The sequence below is a fragment of the Mycolicibacterium anyangense genome (genome assembly GCF_010731855.1).
Lineage (GTDB): Bacteria > Actinomycetota > Actinomycetes > Mycobacteriales > Mycobacteriaceae > Mycobacterium > Mycobacterium anyangense.
This window is the reverse complement of the sequence record NZ_AP022620.1, coordinates 4,465,107-4,482,626: the sequence shown is the minus strand read 5'-3', so window position 1 is coordinate 4,482,626 and position 17,520 is coordinate 4,465,107. Positions and strand designations below refer to the sequence as shown.

The following is a 17,520-nucleotide window of genomic DNA, read 5'->3' as shown; positions in this document are numbered from 1 at the left end:
CGGGCGGTACTCCCCAGACCGGAATTCGTGCACAGGGCAACACTAGTCGGCTACTTGGTGACGAACTGGTCGAGCGCGGCCGTCAGTTGTGCCGACAGCGGGCCGCCCTTGGCGTAATTGCCGACGTTGTCGCTCGGGTCGTCGCGCAGCACGTGGTTGACGCCCTTGAGCCGCACGAACTGCAGCGCGGTGTGGGCCAGGGCATCGGCCAGCGGTTGCATGTCCGCGCAGTTCGCCTGCGCGTCGGAGTCCGAACAGGTCAGCAGTACCGGGGTGCCCGCGGGAATCGTGGCCGCCAGCGCCAGCGGATCGATCGCATCGGCTTCGGCCACCGCTTTGACGTTGTCGGGGTTGAGGATCGCGGACAGACCCTCGGGCAGCTTGGCCGGCACAATGCCCGCGGTGCGGGTCTGGTTGACCGCCGCGTTCCATGCGGCGATCACCTGGTCGGCCTGCTGTTGGGTCTTCCGGCCGCTCTTGACCTCGGCCGCCATATCGCCCTTGACGCGGTCGGTGATCAGGTCGAGGTAGCGGCCGCCGAGCGGCTGCAGCAGCCCCAGCGCGTGGATCTTGGGTGCACCGTCAGAGGTGTCGTCGGCCAGCGTCATCGCGTGCACGGTGCCTTCGCCGAGGCCATAGACCGAGATGCGGTTCTTGTCGGTCCCGGACTGGCCGGCCAGGAAGCGCACCGCGGCCTTGGCCCCCGCGGAATAGATCGCACTGCCCACATCGGCCGGGTGCCCGGCGTAGGGACCCAGCCCCGTCTGCCCGGTGCCGACCTTGTCGTAACGCAGCGAGGCCACCCCGTGGTCGGACAGGTACTCGGCGAGCTGGCGCATGTTGCCGATGGGGCCGGCCACATTGTTGTCACCGTTGCGGTCGGTGCGTCCGCTCTCGGAGATCAGCAGCGCGGCCGGGGCGGCCCCGCTGCCATGCTGGTGACGGTAGGTGCCGTGCAGGGTCAGACCGTCGGCGGTGAAGGTCACCTCGTCCTCGACCCAAGCGTGCCCGGTGGAGTTCGACGAACACCCGGCGACCAGCGCCAGCGCCGCCACCGCCAGCGCCACCCGGCGCAGCAGCCTCACAGCCGGGCCTCGATCCAGGCGGTGACGTCGTCGAGCACCCGCTCGCGCTCGGGTTCGTTGAAGACCTCGTGATAGAGCTCGGGATAGACCTTGAGGTGGACGTCGGCCGAGCCGACACAATCCACCAGCAGCTCACTGCCATCGGCGGGCACCAGCTTGTCCTGGGCGCCGTGCACCACCAGCAGCGGGGCGGTGATGCCGCGGGCCCGCTGCGGCATGGTCTCGCCGACCTTCACCAGTGCCTTGGCGATACCGGCCGGAATCTTGCCGTGCCACACCAGCGGGTCGGCGTTGTAGGCCGCCACCACCGCCGGATCGCGGGAGACGGCGTTGGCATCGAGCTGTTCGACGGGCAGGTTCGGCAGCAGTGAGCCGACGGCCTTGCCCAGGAACACCTTTGCGGGCGGCACGTCCTTGTGGGCGGCGACGGCGGGCCCGGACAGCACCATCAGGTCGTACTCGCCGGCGTGCTCGACACCGTAGGTGAACACGATGCCACCGCCCATGCTGTGGCCCAGCGCCACCCGCTTCACTCCGGGCACCTCGGCCGCCGCGGTCTTGGCCAGGGTATCGAAGTCGCCGGTGTACTCGTCGATCGAACGGACCTGCACCCGCTTGCCGCCGGAGCGGCCGTGGCCGCGGTGGTCCAGGGCGTAGGTGACCAGACCGGCCTGTCCGAAGCGCTGGGCGACGTGGTCGTAGCGGCGGGCGTGTTCGCCGAGGCCGTGGGAGAGCACCACCACGCCGCGGGGCTCGACATCGGGTGTCCACACGTCGTAAACGATCCGGACACCGCCGACCCCGTCGAATGTCCGCTCGGTGCGGGTTGTGACCATCAGGGCAGCGTAGCGGGGCGCCGATCGGCGGTCCCGACGGCTGTCGGGGGTGGTGCGTAAGCTCGGGATCGTGAGCGTGCTCGCACGAAGTCTTGACGAGTCCGACGACGACTTCCTGGCCCAGGCCGAGCCGTATCGGCGGGAGTTGCTGGCGCACTGCTACCGGATGACGGGGTCGTTGCACGACGCCGAGGACCTGGTGCAGGAGACGTTCCTGCGGGCCTGGAAGGCCTACGACAAGTTCGAGGGCAAGTCCTCGGTACGCACCTGGCTGCACCGCATCGCCACCAACACCTGCCTGACGGCGCTGGAAGGGCGGCAGCGCCGGCCGCTGCCCACCGGCCTGGGGGCACCGAGTTCCAACCCGACCGACGAGCTCGTCGAGCGCGCGGAGGTGCCCTGGCTGGAGCCGCTCCCGGACCCGGCCAACGACCCATCCGAAATCGTCGGTTCCCGCGAGTCGATCCGACTGGCGTTCGTCGCCGCACTGCAGCATCTGTCCCCACGGCAGCGGGCGGTTTTGGTGCTGCGTGACGTTCTGCAGTGGCGGGCCGCGGAGGTCGCCGAGGCCATCGGGAGTTCGACGCCGGCGGTCAACAGCCTGCTCCAGCGGGCCCGCGCCCAGCTCGACGCCGTCGGCCCGAGCGAAGACGACCAGCTGTCGGCGCCGGAGTCACCGGAGGCCCGTGAGCAGCTGGCCCGCTATATCGCGGCGTTCGAGGATTACGACATCGAGCGCCTGGTCACGATGTTCACCGACGAGGCCATCTGGGAGATGCCGCCGTTCGTCGGCTGGTACCAGGGCGGCCCGGCGATCGGCGATCTGATCCACCACAACTGCCCGGCCAGCGGAGCTGGGGACATGCGGCTTTTGCCGCTGACGGCCAACGGCCAGCCGGCGGCCGCCATGTACATGCGCCTGCCCGACACCGGCGGCCGGCACGTGCCGTTCCAACTGCACGTGCTCGAACTGCGCCCGGGTGGGGTGTCCCATGTCGTGGCATTCCTCGACACCAGCCTGTTCGCGAAGTTCGGCCTCCCCGAGGTGCTGTAGCCGCGAAAGCGCTACAGCTGCAACGACTCCTGGGCCTTGCGCAAGGTGGCTGCCGAGGCCTGCAAACCCAGTAGCTCGTTGACGGCCAGCGGCACCTGCAGCACGTCGCCCGCTCCGGCCGCCGAGATCAGCGTCGGTAACGACAACGCGACATCGGTGATCTCGTAGGTGCCCCGCTGCACCGTGGACACCGGCAGGACCCGATGCTGGTTGCCCAGTACCGCCTCGATGATGCGCGCGGTGGACAGCCCGATCGCCAGGTTCGTCGCCCCCTTACCCTCGATGATCTCGTAGGCGGCGTTGACCACCTCTGCCGAGATCCGGGCCCGGATGGTCTCGTCGAACACCGGAGCACCCTGGGCGCGGAACTGCTCGGCGGGCACCCCGCCGATCGACACACTCGACCACAGCGAGATCTCGGAGTCGCCGTGCTCGCCCACGATGAAGCCGTGCACGTTGCCCACCGCGACCCCGGCCCGCTGGCCGATCAGAAAGCGAAAGCGGCTGGAGTCCAACACCGTTCCCGATCCGAAGATCCGCCCGGGCGGTGCGTCCACCGCCTTCGCGGCGGCAAAGGTGACGATGTCCACCGGGTTGGTGACGAAGACGATCACCGCTCGCGGGGACTGCTCCAGGAGTTGTGGCGTGAGCTGTTGGGCCATGGCCACATTGGTGGCCGCCAACTCCAGCCTGCTCTGGCCCGGGTGCTGTTTGGCCCCGGCGGTCACCACCACGATCGCCGAGCCGGCGGTGACGTCCACCTGGTCGGCGCCGGTGACCGTGCAGTGCGGGACGAACTGGCTGCCGTGGTTGAGGTCGAGGACCTCGGCGCGCACCTTCTTGAGGTTGGTGTCGTAGAGCGCCAGCGCACCGGCCGAGCCGCGGATCAGACAGGCGTAGGCGATCGCGGTGCCCACACTTCCCATTCCGACGATCGACACCTTGCCCGCGGGATGTTCAGTCACCCCGTCATTGTTCGTGTCTTCACCACGAGTGGCCACTTGCGGCACGGAATTCCGCGGAAGACGTGTCACAAGTGGCCACTGGCGGGACGTGCCGTCAGTCGATGCCGACGATCTCCTGCGCGATCGCGGCCACCCGGGTCTGAGCCGCCGAGACCACCCGCTGACGCGCCTTGTTCGCCTCTTCGTAGGCGATGATTACCCGCAGGTCCGCCGGATCGGTGAGGTCCTTGACCGCCGCGATCGCCTCGTTGAGGTTCAGCTCGTCATACCCGTCGATCGGAAGCTCCTCGGGCTCGAGCACACCGGTGGCGGCGCGCATCGAGTGCAGCGCGTCGGCGGCCCCGTCCGCTCCCTCGCGTCGGGTGACCCGCTCAGCCGTCTCCAGGGCGGCGTCGCGCGAGGCCGCGGCGGCCTTGACCGCCACCTCACCGGCGTGCGCCCCACGGCTGATCAGTTCGTCGACGGCGGGCCGCGCACCGCGCAGGGTGTGCAGCGCGCGGTCGGCACCGCGGACCGAGGAGATCAGCGGCCAGTTGGCCATCCGTACCGCCAGCCCGGTGATCACCTGGATGGGGGTGCGGCGCAGCGCGGCGGGGCCACCGAGGGCGTCCTCGGCCAGCACCGTGGTGAGCCAGTCGACGGTCGCCGAGTGGGCGGTGATCAGCCGATCGGCGAGCGCCTCGACATCGGAGCGCTTGGCCGCAACGGCCAAGGCCTTGATATAGCGCGCCCGGTCGAGCAGCTGGCCCTCCAGCGCGAGGTCGCCCAGCAGGGCCTCGTCGAAGGGCTGGGCCTGTTCGGTCAGCGCCTTGACCGCCGCGGCGGCCCGGCCGAAGAACGGGCCGATGACGTCGGGGAAGCCGCCGAGGTCGCGGATGGCGCCCTCGATGGCCTCGGCCCGCTGGCGGCCGTTGTCCGCGTTCTGGCTGAGTTCGCGACGGACCGCCTCGGTACGGGCCTGGGCGACGCGCGTCTCGGCGATCTGGATCTCGGTATTGGTCAGGTCGAGTGCTGCGCGCAACTGCGCGAGCAGTGTGGTGTCGGGCATGCTCATTGTGGGTTCTCCCCTCATGCGTTGACGGATCGAGTCGGCGCGGGGTCTGCACCTACTAGGCCTCTACCCGATCGTTGCGGCGGCTACGCGCGTTTGCAGGGGGTCACAGTTGAATTACGGGATACGTCACGATTTCCTAAGGGACAACACGGATTGTTAAGCGCCCTTAGGGGAATTCGGTTGCCGTGACGGTGCACTCACCCGTCGCCGGCAAAACTGCGGTCAACATCACCGGCAGGTCTGTAACGCCGACAGCTGCACCGGTGATCGCAAAACGCACCGGGTTTTGCTGCAAAACCTCAGGGGTACTTTGGCTTTCAGGACGGGGGAAGAGCAACCGATTCGCGAATCGGAGGAAGAAGTGATCATGAAGTTCAACGGTATTTCGCCGGTCAACAAGACCGCGGCCGTGTGTACCGGTGTCGTGGCGGGGGGCCTGGCGGTGGCGATGCTGAGCGCGCCGATGGCGTCGGCGGCACCGGATTGCAGTGGCGCCGGGGTTGCCAACACCGTCAGTTCCGTGACGGGTTCGGCCCAGCAGTATCTGGCCACCCATCCCGGTGCCGGGCAGGTACTGACGGCGGCGGCCGGCCAGCCCCGGGCGCAGGCCGCGGCGAATGTGCGCGGTTATTTCACCGCCAACCCGCAGGAGTATTACGAGTTGCGCGGCATCCTGGCCCCGATCGGTGAGGTCCAGCGTGCCTGCAATGTCACGGTGTTATCGCCGGATCTGTCGTCGGCCTACAACGAGTTCATGGCCGGCTGACCAGCCACCGGACGGTCCGCCGCCACGGCATCTGCCGTGGCGGTGGATTGCCTCAGGACGCCAACCTGGCCAGCACCGTACGGGTCAGTTCGTCGAAGGCCCGCAGCTGGCTCGGGCTCATGCCGTCGAAGACCACCGATCGCACCAGCTCCACGTGTCCGGCTGCGGCTGTGGCCAGTGCGCGCCGGCCCGTGGCGGTGATGTCGACGACGGCACCGCGGCGGTCCTGGTCGCTGCCCTGGCGGTCGATCAGGCCGCGGGTTCGCATCCGGGTGAGCTGGTGGGAGAGCCGGCTCTGCTCCCACCCCAGTTCGCCGACCAGCTCGTAGACGCGCAGCGGGCCCTGTTCGGACAGTGCCACCAGCACGTCGTAGTCGGCCAGCGACAGTCCGCAGTCCGCCTGCAGCTGGCGGTTCATCGCCGTCTGCAACCCCGTGACCATGGCCAGGTAGTTGCGCCAGACCTGCTGTTGGACCCCGCTCAGCCAGCGCTGCGTCATGTCCACCAGCCTAGCGGAATAGATGACATGTCATACATGTTGTCGAGGGCATCGCCGGCCACCTAGGCTGGCAACGACCCAAGGGGTGATGACATGGCCGCGACAGTCGACATCAGACGTGCCGCCGACCGCGCCGCGACGAAGATCTCGTGGCTGGACTCGAAGCACTCGTTCTCCTTCGCCGACCATTACGACCCGGCGAATACCCACCACGGGCTGCTGCTGGTGAACAACGATGACATCGTCAAACCGGGTACTGGATTTGATACCCATCCGCACCGGGACATGGAGATCGTGACCTGGGTGCTGCAGGGCTCGCTGGTGCATCAGGACTCGACGGGGCACTCGGGTGTCATCTACCCCGGCCTGGCACAACGGATGTCGGCCGGCCGCGGCATCCTGCACTCGGAGAAGAACGACTCGTGGACACTCACCGGCGACGAAAGCCACAGCGAGCCGGTGCATTTCGTTCAGATGTGGGTGGTACCTGACGAGTCGGGCGTGACACCCGGCTACCAGCAGCTCGAGATCGACGACGAACTGCTGCGCGGCGGGCTGGTGACCATCGCCTCCGGAATGCCCGAGCACCGCGACGAGACCGCCATCGGCATCCGCAACCGCTACGCCGCCCTGCACGGCGCACGGCTGCAGGCCGGCGACTCGGTACAGCTGCCCGAAGCCCCGTATCTGCACCTGTTCGTGCCGCGCGGGACCGTGACGCTGGAAGGTGCCGGCGAACTCACCGACGGCGACGCGGTGCGCTTCACCTCATCGGGCGGCCAACGCGTCACCGCCACGGCTCCCGCCGAGATCCTCGTGTGGGAGATGCATGCCGGCTTGGCGGGCTAGCCTGCGCTGCGCCGCCGCCCTAGCGGTGGCGCTGAGCTGTGGCTGTGCCCCACCGGCGCCGCCCGCGCCGAGCGCGTCAGCGCCGGCCGGGTTGGCGCCGGTCACCGTCACGGTGCCTGCCGACTTTTCGCAGGCACCGTTGGACGTGCCTCGCCAGGCCCTCATTCCCCAGGGCTGGACCATGTCGGTGTGGGCCCGGATCCCGAAGGCTCGATTGGCGGTCTGGGCGCTCGACGGCTCACTCCTCGTCTCTGTCCCCTCCGACGGTTCGGTGCTGCGCCTGGCTCCCGAGGGTCCGCGGGCCCGGACGACAACCCTGTTGGACGGCCTGAACCAGCCACACGGTCTGGTCTTCGACGGCGCGACTCTGGTTGTGGCTGAAAGCAATCAGATCGACACGTTCCACTACGCCGAAGGGGCCGCCACCGACCGCCGCATCATCGCTGCAGATTTGCCCGACGACCGGAGCCCGGAACTCGGCGGGTCCTACGCCCATGCACTCAAGAGTGTGGCCGTCGGTGGTGACGGCGCGGTGTACTTCTCGATCGGCTCGACGGGCAACATCTCGGCCCAGGACCGCACGGCCACCCCGCCGCGGGCGACGATCATGCGGATCCCGCCCGGCGGTGGCGCCCCGGCAGTCTTCGCGACCGGGGTGCGCAACGGCACGGGTCTGGCTGTGGCACCGGATGGTTCGGTGTGGACGGCGGTGAACAACCGCGACAATGTGGCTGACCCCCGACCGGGACCGGATTATGGTCAGGTCATCGCCGGCTACGTCGGCGACCATCCGCCGGAGTCGATCGCCAGATTGTCTGCCGGGCGCGAACTCGGCTGGCCCTACTGCAATCCCGACGTCGACGGTGCACCGCGGTTCGTTCGCGACGTCCAGACCAACGCCGACGGTGGTCGCCTCGACTGCGCGGCCGTGGCGCCGGTGGAGCAGAATCTGGGGGCGCATTCCGCACCGTTGGGGCTGAGCTTCGTCGACGGCACCCTACCGGCGCCGTACGGCAGTGGCGCGCTCATCGGGGTGCACGGCTCCTGGAACCGCACTGTGCCGCGCGCCCCCGAGGTGTCGTTCTTCGGTTGGCGTGGAGCCACTTTGGGACCGCAACAGACCCTGGTGGGTGGATTCCAGGACGACGCAGGCGACCGGTGGGGGCGCCCGGTGGCGGCCGTCGCCGGACCCGACGGCGCGGTGTACATCACCGATGATTACGCCGGTGCGGTGTACCGGCTCGCGCCGCCGGGCCGATGACCAGTTAGCGGTGAACCTGGTCGCGCCGTCCCGTCACCGCAAGGTAGATCGCGATCAACACCACCGCGACCACGATACCCACCAGGAACGGGATGATGGCGAAACCGCCGTTGGAGTTGGAGTATCCGACCTGGTAGCTGATCCAGGATCCCAGGAACGATCCCACCACTCCCAGCAGGATCGTCATGATGATGCCGATGTTCTGTTTGCCGGGCATCACCAGTCGCGCCAGGGCGCCGACGATCAAGCCGACGACGATGGCTCCGATAATCGTTCCGATCATTGCTGCTCCTCGGGTTCGGACGGCCCCAGGCGGGATCCGCGCGAAGCACGGGTTCCCATTCCCGGGAATCGATAACCTCCCGGCATCACGGAATCGCGCATCAGCAAAGACCCGCGACCCTGTTGTGACAGCCCCGGGCCCGAACCGTCATGCGATTGTTACGAAAGTTGACTGTGTGGTTGCTGTGGCTAAAGTGAATGTTGCTGTAGTCGATGTCACTCACCGAAAGGGCAACTGTGCCAACCCCAGTCGCCACTGCTCGGCGTCTCGCCGCCAGCGTCATGGCGACGATCGCGTGCCTGACGCTGGCCGCCACCACCGGCGCCCCCGTCGCGGCCGCCGACGGCCGTGACCAGCTGGCCCAGGCAATCGCGACCACCCGGGGCAGCTACCTGGTCTACAACTTCGGCAGCGGCTACCCGGCACCGATGCTCAATGCCGCGGGCAACTGGTACGAGATGACCAACGGCGGTCATCTGATGACCATCAAGTCCGCGTCCCAGCGCCTCACTCCCCGGCTGCTCGTCGATACCCACAGCGGTTACCAGGCGCGCTGCGAGAGCACGGCGGGTGCTCGGACTCGTGAGGGATTGGTGCAGGCATCCGAGACCTATTCCCCATTGCAGGCCTGGCAGGTACTCGGTCAGCCGACCATTGCGATCAACGCGAATTTCTTTGACGTCCGTTCCCAGCAGGCCGGCTCGTGGAAGACGACGGGGTGCAGTTCCCCGCTGGGCGCCTACGTCGACAACACCCGCGGGCAGGGCCGCGCCAACGCGGCCGTCACCGGCACCATCGCCTACGCCGGCAAGCAGGCGCTGTCGGGCGGCGACGAAGTGTGGACAGCGCTGACCACCATGATCCTGCCGGTGGCCGGGGCTCCGTTCGTCGTAACGCCCAAGGCGCCCAACGACTATGACGCGGCCACCCCGGTGGTCCAGGGGTTGATGGACAAGGGCACCCGGTTCGTTGCGGTCAGTGGCCTCAAACTGCTGGCACCCGGTGATACCGGGCAGATGAACGACCCGGGCCCGAGCGCCGCGCGCACCGCTCTGGCGTATGCCCGCGACAAGGACGAGATGTACATCTTCCAGGGCGGAAGCTATACGCCCGACCAGATTCAGGATCTCTTCCGCGGCCTAGGCAGCGACACCGCGATCCTCCTTGACGGCGGCGGGTCCTCGGCGATCGTGCTGCGCCGTGACACCGGTGGGATGTGGGCCGGTGCCGGTGTGCCGAAGGGCTCCTGCGACACCGTGCAGGTGCTGTGCGACTCGCGTGAGCGTGCCCTGCCGAGCTGGTTGGCGTTCAACTAACGGACCGCGGGCGACGGCCGTTTTTGTCGGTGGCCGCTGCCATGATGAGGCCATGTCTTCGACGGCAGCGGCGGTGAGTCCCAGCGAGCGTCTCGACGTGCTGTTCGGGGAGTTGGCGGAGCTGGCCGGTCAGCGCAATGCGATCGACGGGCGCATCGTCGAGATCGTCGCCGAGCTGGATCGCGACGAGCTCTGTGGCGCCACCGGAGCGCGCTCGGTGCCGGCGTTGGTGGCCTGGAAGCTTGGATCGTCATCGGCCAACGCCCACGCGATGTGTGCTGTGGCCCAACGATTGCCGGAATTTCCCCGCTGTGCACAAGGCATGCGCGAGGGGCGGCTCTCGCTCGATCAGGTGAGCGTCATCGCTGCGCGGGCCAGCGCCGGCTCCGATGAGCACTACGCGCAGCTGGCCGCGGTCGCGACGGTCCACCAGCTGCGCACCGCGATCCGACTCGAACCCCGACCTGAACCAAAATCCCCCGCTGCGCCCGAGCGTTCGATCACCAGCACCAGCGACGAGTGGGGCAGCTGCTGGCGAATCCGGCTGCCCCATGACGAGGCTGCGATGTTGGCTGCCGCTGTGCAGTCGCATCTGGACGCGATGGTCGGCGAATGGAGGCGCGACCACAGCACCACCGCGTCAGCGGGTTCACCGCCGCCGACCACGGTTGACGCGTTCCTGCGTCTGGTGGCCGACGGTTGGGACGCCGAGTCGGCTCGCCGCCCGCACGGGCAGCACACCACCGTGGTGGTGCATCTCGACGTCAAGGATCAAATCGCCGCATTGCATCTGGGTCCCCTGCTCAGCGAAGCCGATCGCCGGTACCTGACGTGCGACGCCACCTGTGAGGTGTGGTTCGAAAGGGACGGTGTGGTTGTCGGCGCCGGCCGGGCGACCCGCACGGTCAATCGGCGGCTTCGTCGGGCACTCGAACACCGCGACCGGTGCTGCGCGGTGCCGGGGTGCAGCTGCACCCGCGGCCTGCATGCGCACCACATCCGGCACTGGGAAGACGGCGGCCCCACCGAACTGACCAATCTGGTATTGCTCTGCCCGTATCACCATCGAGCCCACCATCGCGGGTTGATCACCATCACCGGGCCCGCCGACTGCCTCGTCGTCACCGATCACGCCGGCCGGGAGTTGACAGGAGGATCACTGGCCCGCCCACCCGAACATGGGCCGCCGGTTGTCCCGCCGTGTCCCGGACCGACTGGCGAGCGTGCTGACTGGTGGTGGTATCAGCCGTTCGAGCCACAGCCACAGCCGCCGCCGTCGGTGAACTAGTGTTGCCTCTGCACTGAAAACGTCTCGCCGACAGGGGTTGTCAGCGCCGCGCCCCGGTCAGGCGGTCCCCGATCCCGTCGCCCGCGGGCCGTAGCGGAAGACCGCCAGACTGGTCGCCACCACCGCCGCCGTCAGGCCGATCACCGGTGCCACCATGAACCGGGACAACGTGGCACCGACCGCCGCACCGGCCAGCATCGTGAATACCACGCTGAGGCGCAGCTTTTCACGTTCACCCCGTCCGCCGGCCAGCCGGCTCTCACTGCCGATACCGACGATCGTCGAGGTGAGCACCGTCGTGCTGAGTTCCTGGATGCCGAACTGGCGGGCAGCGGCGTTCTGGGCACCGAAGGTGATCGCCAGGCCGGCGATCAACACCAGCTTGCCGTTGTCGTGATAGTCCAAGACACCGGTGCCGGCGAGAACCGCCAACACCGTCAACAGCACCACCTCGGTGCCCAGGGCGGCAGTGAGCCAGACCCGCACCTCGTAGTCGAGATGACGGGCGAAGCGCCCGCCGATGACGGTGCCCAGCACGAAGCTCGCGAATGAGATGACGGCGGCGGTCATGTCGACGCCGGAATGCGGCACGAACCAGAAGCCCAGGAAGATCACGTTGCCGGTCATGTTCGCGACGAACACATGTCCGAGCGCGAGCACGCTGATGGCGTCGATCATTCCGGTGCCGAATGTCAGCAGTAGCAGGGCGACGACGGTGGCACGTTCGGAGACGGGTGAGGCGACGGCCATCAGGCAAGTATCGCCGTCAGATCTGTGGTGTGAGATCCAGGGATGTCACCGTGGTCATCTTGTTCACCAGCCAGTCGCCGCCCTTGCGGGTCAGCTGCAGTCGGTAGGACAGGTAGCGCATCGACGGGATGTTCTTGCTGAGCGGACTCGTCGACGTGGTGTTCGTGTAGACCAGCGCGGTGGCCTCGTCGCCACGCAGCGACTCGACGGCCGTCCCCACCACCTGCGTGGTGTTGGTGACCTTGGCCTGCTTGTTGGTCGGAACGATCGCGTCGACGTATTTGCGGTACTGGTCCTGGAAATCCCCGGAGAGAAACTTCGCCGAGCGGTCCGGCAACCTGTCCATGTCATCCGGGGTGTAGGTCCACAGCGTGGTGATGGCCTCGGCCGCAGTCCTTGCGATGTCGAGTTTGGTGGCCACGGCCGCGCGATCGGCGAGATACGGCTGCACGGCGGCACCGGCGAACGCGCCGGCACCGACGAACAGCGCGGCGGCGATTCCAACGATAATCCCAGCCCCCTTGCCCGCCACCCTCTTTCGAGGCGCGGACGGCTCGTCGGCGACGGTGTCTTCGATGGCGGGGTACTCACCGAAGAAGTCCTTGGCTGGCGCCTCGTCGGACGCCTGGTCGGTCAGATCACCTGCAGCAGGTTGCTGATCTTCCACTGCTGTCCTTCCTTGGTCGCGGTGACCACCCACCGGCTGCCGTTCTCGATCTTCTTGCCGTCGGGCATGGTGGTGGTCGTGGTCGCGGCGACGACGACGTCGGCGCTGCCATCGGAGTTCCATCGTTCGATTCCGAGATCCTGGACGCTGCCGGCCGTCGGCTCCGCCCTGGCCACCTGGATGACGATCTCGTTCATTTTCTCCTGGTACAGCTTGGCGAACTGCCCGGTGCCCTGTGCCAGCACCTTGTTGGCATAGTCGTTGGCGTGGAACGGATCTGGCGAGGTGTAGTCGGTGACGAACCCGCGCACGAAGCTCAGCACGGCCACGTCCCGCACCGCATCGTGGCGCTGGGTCTGCCGATCCACCAGCATCAGGGCGCTGGCGGTGATCGCCCCGATGATCGCCACCGCCACCAATCCGCTCACCAGCGCCAGCACCCAGCGGCGCGGTCGCGGCGCCGGTATCCCGAAGACGCTGTCGCTGCCCGGTTCGACCTTGCGGCGCGGACTCATCGGCCCTGCCCCTGGCCGGTGGGATTCGGTTTGGCCAGCACCGAGATGTTGGACACCCGCCAGCGGCCGTCGGCGGCCTTCTCGAAGGTGGCCCGCACCGTCGCGGTGATCAGCCGTTGCTTGGGCGCCGCGCCGCGCTGCCCCTGCATCAGCAGTAGCATCACCGCGGAATTCGGCGTATTCGTGAGGACGGCGCTATTGGTGACCCAGTAGTCGTTGTCGACGGGACCCGCCTTGCGGACCGCATCCTGCTGGGCGACCAGTTGCGGCCGATAGGCGTCGGTCACCAGGTCGCGGGCGCGGGCGAAGTCGGCGTCTACGCTGGCCGCGTCGTAGCTGAGCATGTTCTCGACGATCTTGGGTCCCTGGGCGGCGATCTGCGCCCGGGCGGTGTCGGTCGCATGGTCGTGGCGGTACACCGTCAGATAGTTCAGCCCCGCAGCGGTCAACGCGATGACGGCCGCACCGGTCAGCACGGCGCCGGCCAGCCACCGGCGGTCGGGGCGCTCCCCCATGACACGGCGCACCTCGGTACGGGTCAGGAAGTCGGCGAAGGTTCGGCCGCGCGAGTCCCACAGCGGCCACAGCCAGCCCACGAAGACCGGAACGGTGTCGAGCAGATGAGCGATATCGCGCAGCAGCAGTCGCCACGGTCCCACCCGGGCGCCGGTCCGGGTGACGATCGTGATCCCGAACAGCGAGCGGCCCAACGTGGTGCCCCGCAGCGAGGGCAGCACCCAACGGTTGATCGCCGCCGCGAGGAAGACCAGCCCTGCGGCGCTGACCGTCAGCCACCACAGCCAGCCGCGCAGCGGAGCCGACCAAGCGACGAGCATCAAGGTTGCCAGCACGCCGACGGGAACCAGCACGTCGACGCCGAAGGCGCCGGCCCGCGCGCCCCATCCGGCCTTCTGCACGGCTGGTACGTCGGCGAGCGTGTCGAGGAACTCGGCGCTGACCTCGATATCGTCGCCGTCGGTCACCGTCACTTACTCACCTGGGCGAGATCGGCGATCTTGTAGGTCCCGTTGTCGGGCATCATCTTCACCCGCAGCCGGTAGCCCTGCTCCTGGCCCTGGGCTTCGGTGTTGGAAACCTTCACCCGAAGGGCCACAAGCACATCCATCGACCCGTCGTCATTGTGGCGTTCCACCGCGGCACGCATGTTGGACACCTGGACCTGAACCTTGGCGGCCTGGTAGGCGTCGACCAGCAACCCGCTGTACAGCGTGGCCTGCGCGCCGAATCCGCCGGTGGCGCACTCGATGATCTTGCGCTGGCTGGCTTCCATCGCGCTGGCGTCCGGGGCCTGCGTGGCCGTCACGCAGTCCACCGCCGCAGCGACGGCAGCCTGCTCGGCCCGCGCAGTGGCGACACTGCTCTGGTGGGACCGCAGGGCGAAGTACCCGCCGGTCGCCACACCGGCGGCCGCGATCAGGAGAACAACGCTGACCGCGACCAGCCAGCCTCGACTGGCCAGCCGGGACGCCTGCGGTGGCGCCGCCTCAGCGAAATATGATTCCGCCGCCTGCGAGGCCTCGTCGTCGCCGGTGGCCGATTGCGACGACTCCTCAGCCTCGCTGCGCTCGGCATCGTCGCCCGGCGGGGGGGTCAGCCGGCCGGAGCCAGCATCTCCTTCCATCCGTCGTCTCCTGTACTGCTCGAGTTCTTGACGCTGTACTTCACACCGTCAGGACCGACCAACTCACCGCTCTGCGGGTTATAGACGGCCGCGTTGCCGGCTGCCGGCGTGTAGGTGCACGGATTGGGTTGCTGTCCGTTGCATTGGACCGTCCCCGTCCCCGGCGGTGTCAGCGGGTCGCTGGTGACGGGGTTGGCCGACGGGGGCGGCAGCAGGTCCGCCGGCAACGGGTTCATCCCGTTGTTGATCGTCGGTGCCGGTATCACCGTACCCGGGTTCACCGGCTGGTCGCATCGAGCGGCCGGCGCCGGGCAGGTCAGCACCTGGTTGGGGTCGCCGTACCAGGGGTTGGTGCCCAGCGGCGTGTAGGGCTCGTTGCTGCGGCACTCCTCTGGCGTCGCGGCCCGCTTACCCGGGACGTCGACGCAGGGGAAGTTCCGCGCGCCGCGCACCACGTTCGCCGGGGTGTCCTTGGGGATCTTGCAGTACAGCCCGTTCTCCACCGGCTTGCGCGACAGATCCGCCGGGGCACGCCACTGGCTGGCCGGCAGGAAGCCGGTCAGACACGGCGGCGGCTGGTTGATCGTGAGCGCGAAGTCCAGCGCGGCCTGGTGCGGATACGGTGCCGACACCGCCTGGGCCACCGAGGCGCCCTGCGGCAGCAGCACCAGCGCCTGCTCCACGCCCTTGTTGTAGCGCTTGAGCATGTCCAGGATGATCTCGAGGTTCGCCAGCGTCTGGGGCAGCGCCTCTCGGACATCGCTGAACACCGCGGTCACCGCATCGGCGGTCGGGCCGGCCTGACTCAGCCCACTGCGCAACGCCTGATCCTGCGCAGCGGTCTGCGAGGCGATGGAGTTCAGGTTGGCCGCCCACTGCGAAATCGCACTGGAGGAGTTCACCTGGCTGTCCACCACCGGCGCCGAGTTCGCGATGATGTCGTTGACGTCGGCGATGTTCGTCTTGAAATCACCGACGATCGCCTGCGTGCCGTCGACCAACCGCTGCAGCGACGGGCCCAAACCGCCCACCGCCAAGGCGGTTTCGTTGAGCAGCACCGGAATCTTGTCGGCAGGCAACGCGGCCAGGCCCTTGTTCGCCGCGTCCAGCGCCGGCCCGATCTCCTGCGGGACGGTGCTCTTGGTGATCGTCTGTCCCGCCGCGAAGTACTTTCCGGCGTTGCCGCTGTCCGACACCAGATCCAGGTACTGCTCGCCGACCGCCGACACCGAATGGACATTGGCGGAGGCATCGAGCGGGATCTTGTACTTGTCGCTGATGCTCATCGTCGCGCGGACACCGGTCTCGGTGGGCTCGACGTTGGTCACCCGGCCGATCGTGACACCGCGATAGGTGACGTTGGCGGTGGCGTACAGGCCGCCTGAGGACGGCAGGTCGGCCTTCAGCGTGTACTGCCCGACACCGGCCAGCGTCGGCAGGCGCAGGAAATACACGCCGAGCACCAGCAGTGCGACCACGGTCAGCACGCCGAAGATGACGAGCTGCGTCTTGATGAAGCGGGTCAACATCTACTCGTCACCCCTCACTCGCCGCGCTCGACATACGGTCCACCCTCAGCCATGTTCGGGTGCGGCGTGAACCGCACATCCGGGATCATCGTCTGCGGGTCGCGACCCCACGCCTGCTCGAGAGCACGCAGCATTCCGGAGACACCGGTACCGGTCAGGAATGCATTGTCGATCGAGGACAACGTCAGGTCGAACGTGGCCGAGGTGTTGATGTAGTCACCCCGGATCACCTTCGGGATGTTGTCCACCGGGTACGGCGCGGTGATCACCAGCTTGAGCGCATCGAGCATGTACGGCCCGGCCTTGCCCAGCTGCTTGAGCGGCCGCTGCAGCATCTGCAGGTTGGTGTCGAGATCAGCCCGTGCCGCCGACAGCGTGTTGGCGGTGACATTGCTGAACCGGCCCAACGCTTCGACGGCGCCGGTCAGCTTGTCCCGGGAATCCGCGAAATACTTGATCAGCGGCGGGAATTCGGTCAACACCCGATCCAGGGTGTTGTTACGGCTCGCCACGATCTGCAACAGCTCGTTGGTCGAGTCGATGGCCCGGGTCAGGTCCTCGCGCTGCGCGTTGAGCTGCTGGGTGAAGGTGTCCAGCTTGCCCAGGAAGTCGCGGATCTGGTCGGCGTTGCCCGACAGGATGTTGGCGACCTCGGTCTGGATCACTTCCAGGTTCGGGATACCGCCGCCGCGCAGCACGGTGGCGATGCTGGCCAGGGTGCGCTCGGTGGTGGGGAACGATTGCGAGTTCTTCAGCGGGATGGTCGCACCGTTGCGCAGCGGCTCCGGCGACGGATCGGGCGGCGTATCCAGCTCGACATGCTGAGTACCCAGCAAGCTCGTCTGCCCGATGCGCGCAATCGCGTTGGCGGGCAACTTGACTCCCGGCTGCAGATCCAGTGTCAGCGTCGGGATCCAGTTCTTCAGCTCGATCGACTTCACCGATCCGACGAAGACGTCAGCCACCCGGACGCGGCTGTTGACGTTGAGCGCCAACGTATCCGGCATCTGCACGTAGACCGTCATCTTGTCTTTGCCGCTGCCGGGGCCACCGGGCAGCGGCACGTTGGCGATACCGCGCCAACCGCAGGACGTCAGCACCAGTGCCGTGACGATCAGCACCAGAGCGCGCCAACCGTACCGGCGCGTCGAACTCATCAGC

At 67.8% G+C, this 17,520-nt stretch carries 19 protein-coding genes; 6 read left to right on the top strand and 13 right to left on the bottom strand.

What is annotated here, in order from left to right:
* Positions 1–50: 50 nt before the first annotated feature.
* Positions 51–1,085: an alpha/beta hydrolase gene (locus G6N35_RS21270; RefSeq protein ID WP_179967400.1), complete on the bottom strand. Its 1,035-nt coding sequence runs from the start codon at positions 1,083–1,085 to the stop codon at positions 51–53.
* Positions 1,082–1,921 carry an alpha/beta hydrolase gene (locus G6N35_RS21265; protein WP_163806024.1) on the bottom strand — a complete coding sequence of 280 codons (840 nt, stop codon included), beginning with the start codon at positions 1,919–1,921 and terminating at the stop codon, positions 1,082–1,084. Before G6N35_RS21265 ends, G6N35_RS21270 begins: the two co-directional genes overlap by 4 nt.
* Before the next feature lie 70 nt (positions 1,922–1,991).
* Between G6N35_RS21265 and G6N35_RS21260 the strand changes: the two genes are divergently transcribed.
* Positions 1,992–2,975 carry a sigma-70 family RNA polymerase sigma factor gene (locus tag G6N35_RS21260; RefSeq protein WP_163806023.1) on the top strand — a complete coding sequence of 328 codons (984 nt, stop codon included), beginning with the start codon at positions 1,992–1,994 and terminating at the stop codon, positions 2,973–2,975.
* 11 nt (positions 2,976–2,986) lie between these two features.
* Here G6N35_RS21260 and G6N35_RS21255 read toward each other — a convergent pair whose 3' ends face one another.
* Together G6N35_RS21255 and G6N35_RS21250 are read right to left on the bottom strand one after the other, a co-directional pair.
* Positions 2,987–3,940 (bottom strand): L-lactate dehydrogenase, encoded by a 954-nt coding sequence (locus G6N35_RS21255; RefSeq protein WP_281357034.1) that lies wholly within the window; start codon positions 3,938–3,940, stop codon positions 2,987–2,989.
* Positions 3,941–4,034: 94 nt separating this feature from the next.
* Positions 4,035–4,994: a ferritin-like domain-containing protein gene (locus G6N35_RS21250; protein ID WP_163806022.1), complete on the bottom strand. Its 960-nt coding sequence runs from the start codon at positions 4,992–4,994 to the stop codon at positions 4,035–4,037.
* A gap of 367 nt (positions 4,995–5,361) precedes the next feature.
* On the opposite strand from G6N35_RS21250, the gene G6N35_RS21245 reads away from it, so the two are divergent.
* Complete coding sequence (locus tag G6N35_RS21245; protein ID WP_163806021.1) at positions 5,362–5,760, top strand: heme-binding protein; 399 nt, start codon at positions 5,362–5,364, stop codon at positions 5,758–5,760.
* 52 nt (positions 5,761–5,812) lie between these two features.
* Here G6N35_RS21245 and G6N35_RS21240 read toward each other — a convergent pair whose 3' ends face one another.
* Positions 5,813–6,259, bottom strand: coding sequence for a MarR family winged helix-turn-helix transcriptional regulator (locus G6N35_RS21240; protein ID WP_163806020.1), 447 nt, complete (start codon positions 6,257–6,259; stop codon positions 5,813–5,815).
* Between the two features lie 93 nt (positions 6,260–6,352).
* On the opposite strand from G6N35_RS21240, the gene G6N35_RS21235 reads away from it, so the two are divergent.
* Both G6N35_RS21235 and G6N35_RS21230 read left to right on the top strand, forming a co-directional pair.
* Positions 6,353–7,108 carry a pirin family protein gene (locus tag G6N35_RS21235; protein WP_163806019.1) on the top strand — a complete coding sequence of 252 codons (756 nt, stop codon included), beginning with the start codon at positions 6,353–6,355 and terminating at the stop codon, positions 7,106–7,108.
* The gene (locus tag G6N35_RS21230; RefSeq protein ID WP_163806018.1) at positions 7,089–8,369 is read left to right on the top strand and encodes a PQQ-dependent sugar dehydrogenase; all 1,281 of its coding nucleotides are present in this window, start codon (positions 7,089–7,091) and stop codon (positions 8,367–8,369) included. Before G6N35_RS21235 ends, G6N35_RS21230 begins: the two co-directional genes overlap by 20 nt.
* A gap of 4 nt (positions 8,370–8,373) precedes the next feature.
* Here G6N35_RS21230 and G6N35_RS21225 read toward each other — a convergent pair whose 3' ends face one another.
* Positions 8,374–8,652, bottom strand: a complete 279-nt coding sequence (locus G6N35_RS21225) for a GlsB/YeaQ/YmgE family stress response membrane protein (protein WP_163806017.1) — start codon at positions 8,650–8,652, stop codon at positions 8,374–8,376.
* 212 nt (positions 8,653–8,864) lie between these two features.
* On the opposite strand from G6N35_RS21225, the gene G6N35_RS21220 reads away from it, so the two are divergent.
* Positions 8,865–9,968 (top strand): phosphodiester glycosidase family protein, encoded by a 1,104-nt coding sequence (locus G6N35_RS21220; protein ID WP_163806016.1) that lies wholly within the window; start codon positions 8,865–8,867, stop codon positions 9,966–9,968.
* Between the two features lie 52 nt (positions 9,969–10,020).
* Positions 10,021–11,256 (top strand): HNH endonuclease signature motif containing protein, encoded by a 1,236-nt coding sequence (locus G6N35_RS21215; RefSeq protein WP_163806015.1) that lies wholly within the window; start codon positions 10,021–10,023, stop codon positions 11,254–11,256.
* 57 nt (positions 11,257–11,313) lie between these two features.
* Here the strand turns inward: G6N35_RS21215 and G6N35_RS21210 are convergent, their stop codons facing one another.
* Genes G6N35_RS21210 through G6N35_RS21180 form a run of 7 tightly spaced genes read right to left on the bottom strand, consistent with a single transcriptional unit; the run spans position 11,314 to position 17,516 of the window.
* Positions 11,314–12,006: a YoaK family protein gene (locus tag G6N35_RS21210; RefSeq protein WP_163806014.1), complete on the bottom strand. Its 693-nt coding sequence runs from the start codon at positions 12,004–12,006 to the stop codon at positions 11,314–11,316.
* A 16-nt stretch (positions 12,007–12,022) separates the two neighbouring features.
* Positions 12,023–12,673: an Mce protein gene (locus G6N35_RS21205; protein ID WP_407664571.1), complete on the bottom strand. Its 651-nt coding sequence runs from the start codon at positions 12,671–12,673 to the stop codon at positions 12,023–12,025.
* The gene (locus G6N35_RS21200) at positions 12,640–13,188 is read right to left on the bottom strand and encodes an Rv1363c family protein (RefSeq protein ID WP_163806013.1); all 549 of its coding nucleotides are present in this window, start codon (positions 13,186–13,188) and stop codon (positions 12,640–12,642) included. Before G6N35_RS21200 ends, G6N35_RS21205 begins: the two co-directional genes overlap by 34 nt.
* Positions 13,185–14,171, bottom strand: coding sequence for an RDD family protein (locus G6N35_RS21195; RefSeq protein WP_407664634.1), 987 nt, complete (start codon positions 14,169–14,171; stop codon positions 13,185–13,187). Before G6N35_RS21195 ends, G6N35_RS21200 begins: the two co-directional genes overlap by 4 nt.
* A gap of 2 nt (positions 14,172–14,173) precedes the next feature.
* On the bottom strand, positions 14,174–14,830 hold the full coding sequence (locus G6N35_RS21190; protein WP_163806012.1) for an Rv1363c family protein: 657 nt from the start codon (positions 14,828–14,830) through the stop codon (positions 14,174–14,176).
* The gene (locus G6N35_RS21185; RefSeq protein WP_163806011.1) at positions 14,800–16,359 is read right to left on the bottom strand and encodes an MCE family protein; all 1,560 of its coding nucleotides are present in this window, start codon (positions 16,357–16,359) and stop codon (positions 14,800–14,802) included. Before G6N35_RS21185 ends, G6N35_RS21190 begins: the two co-directional genes overlap by 31 nt.
* Before the next feature lie 14 nt (positions 16,360–16,373).
* Positions 16,374–17,516, bottom strand: a complete 1,143-nt coding sequence (locus G6N35_RS21180; protein ID WP_163806010.1) for a virulence factor Mce family protein — start codon at positions 17,514–17,516, stop codon at positions 16,374–16,376.
* Positions 17,517–17,520 lie beyond the last annotated feature (4 nt).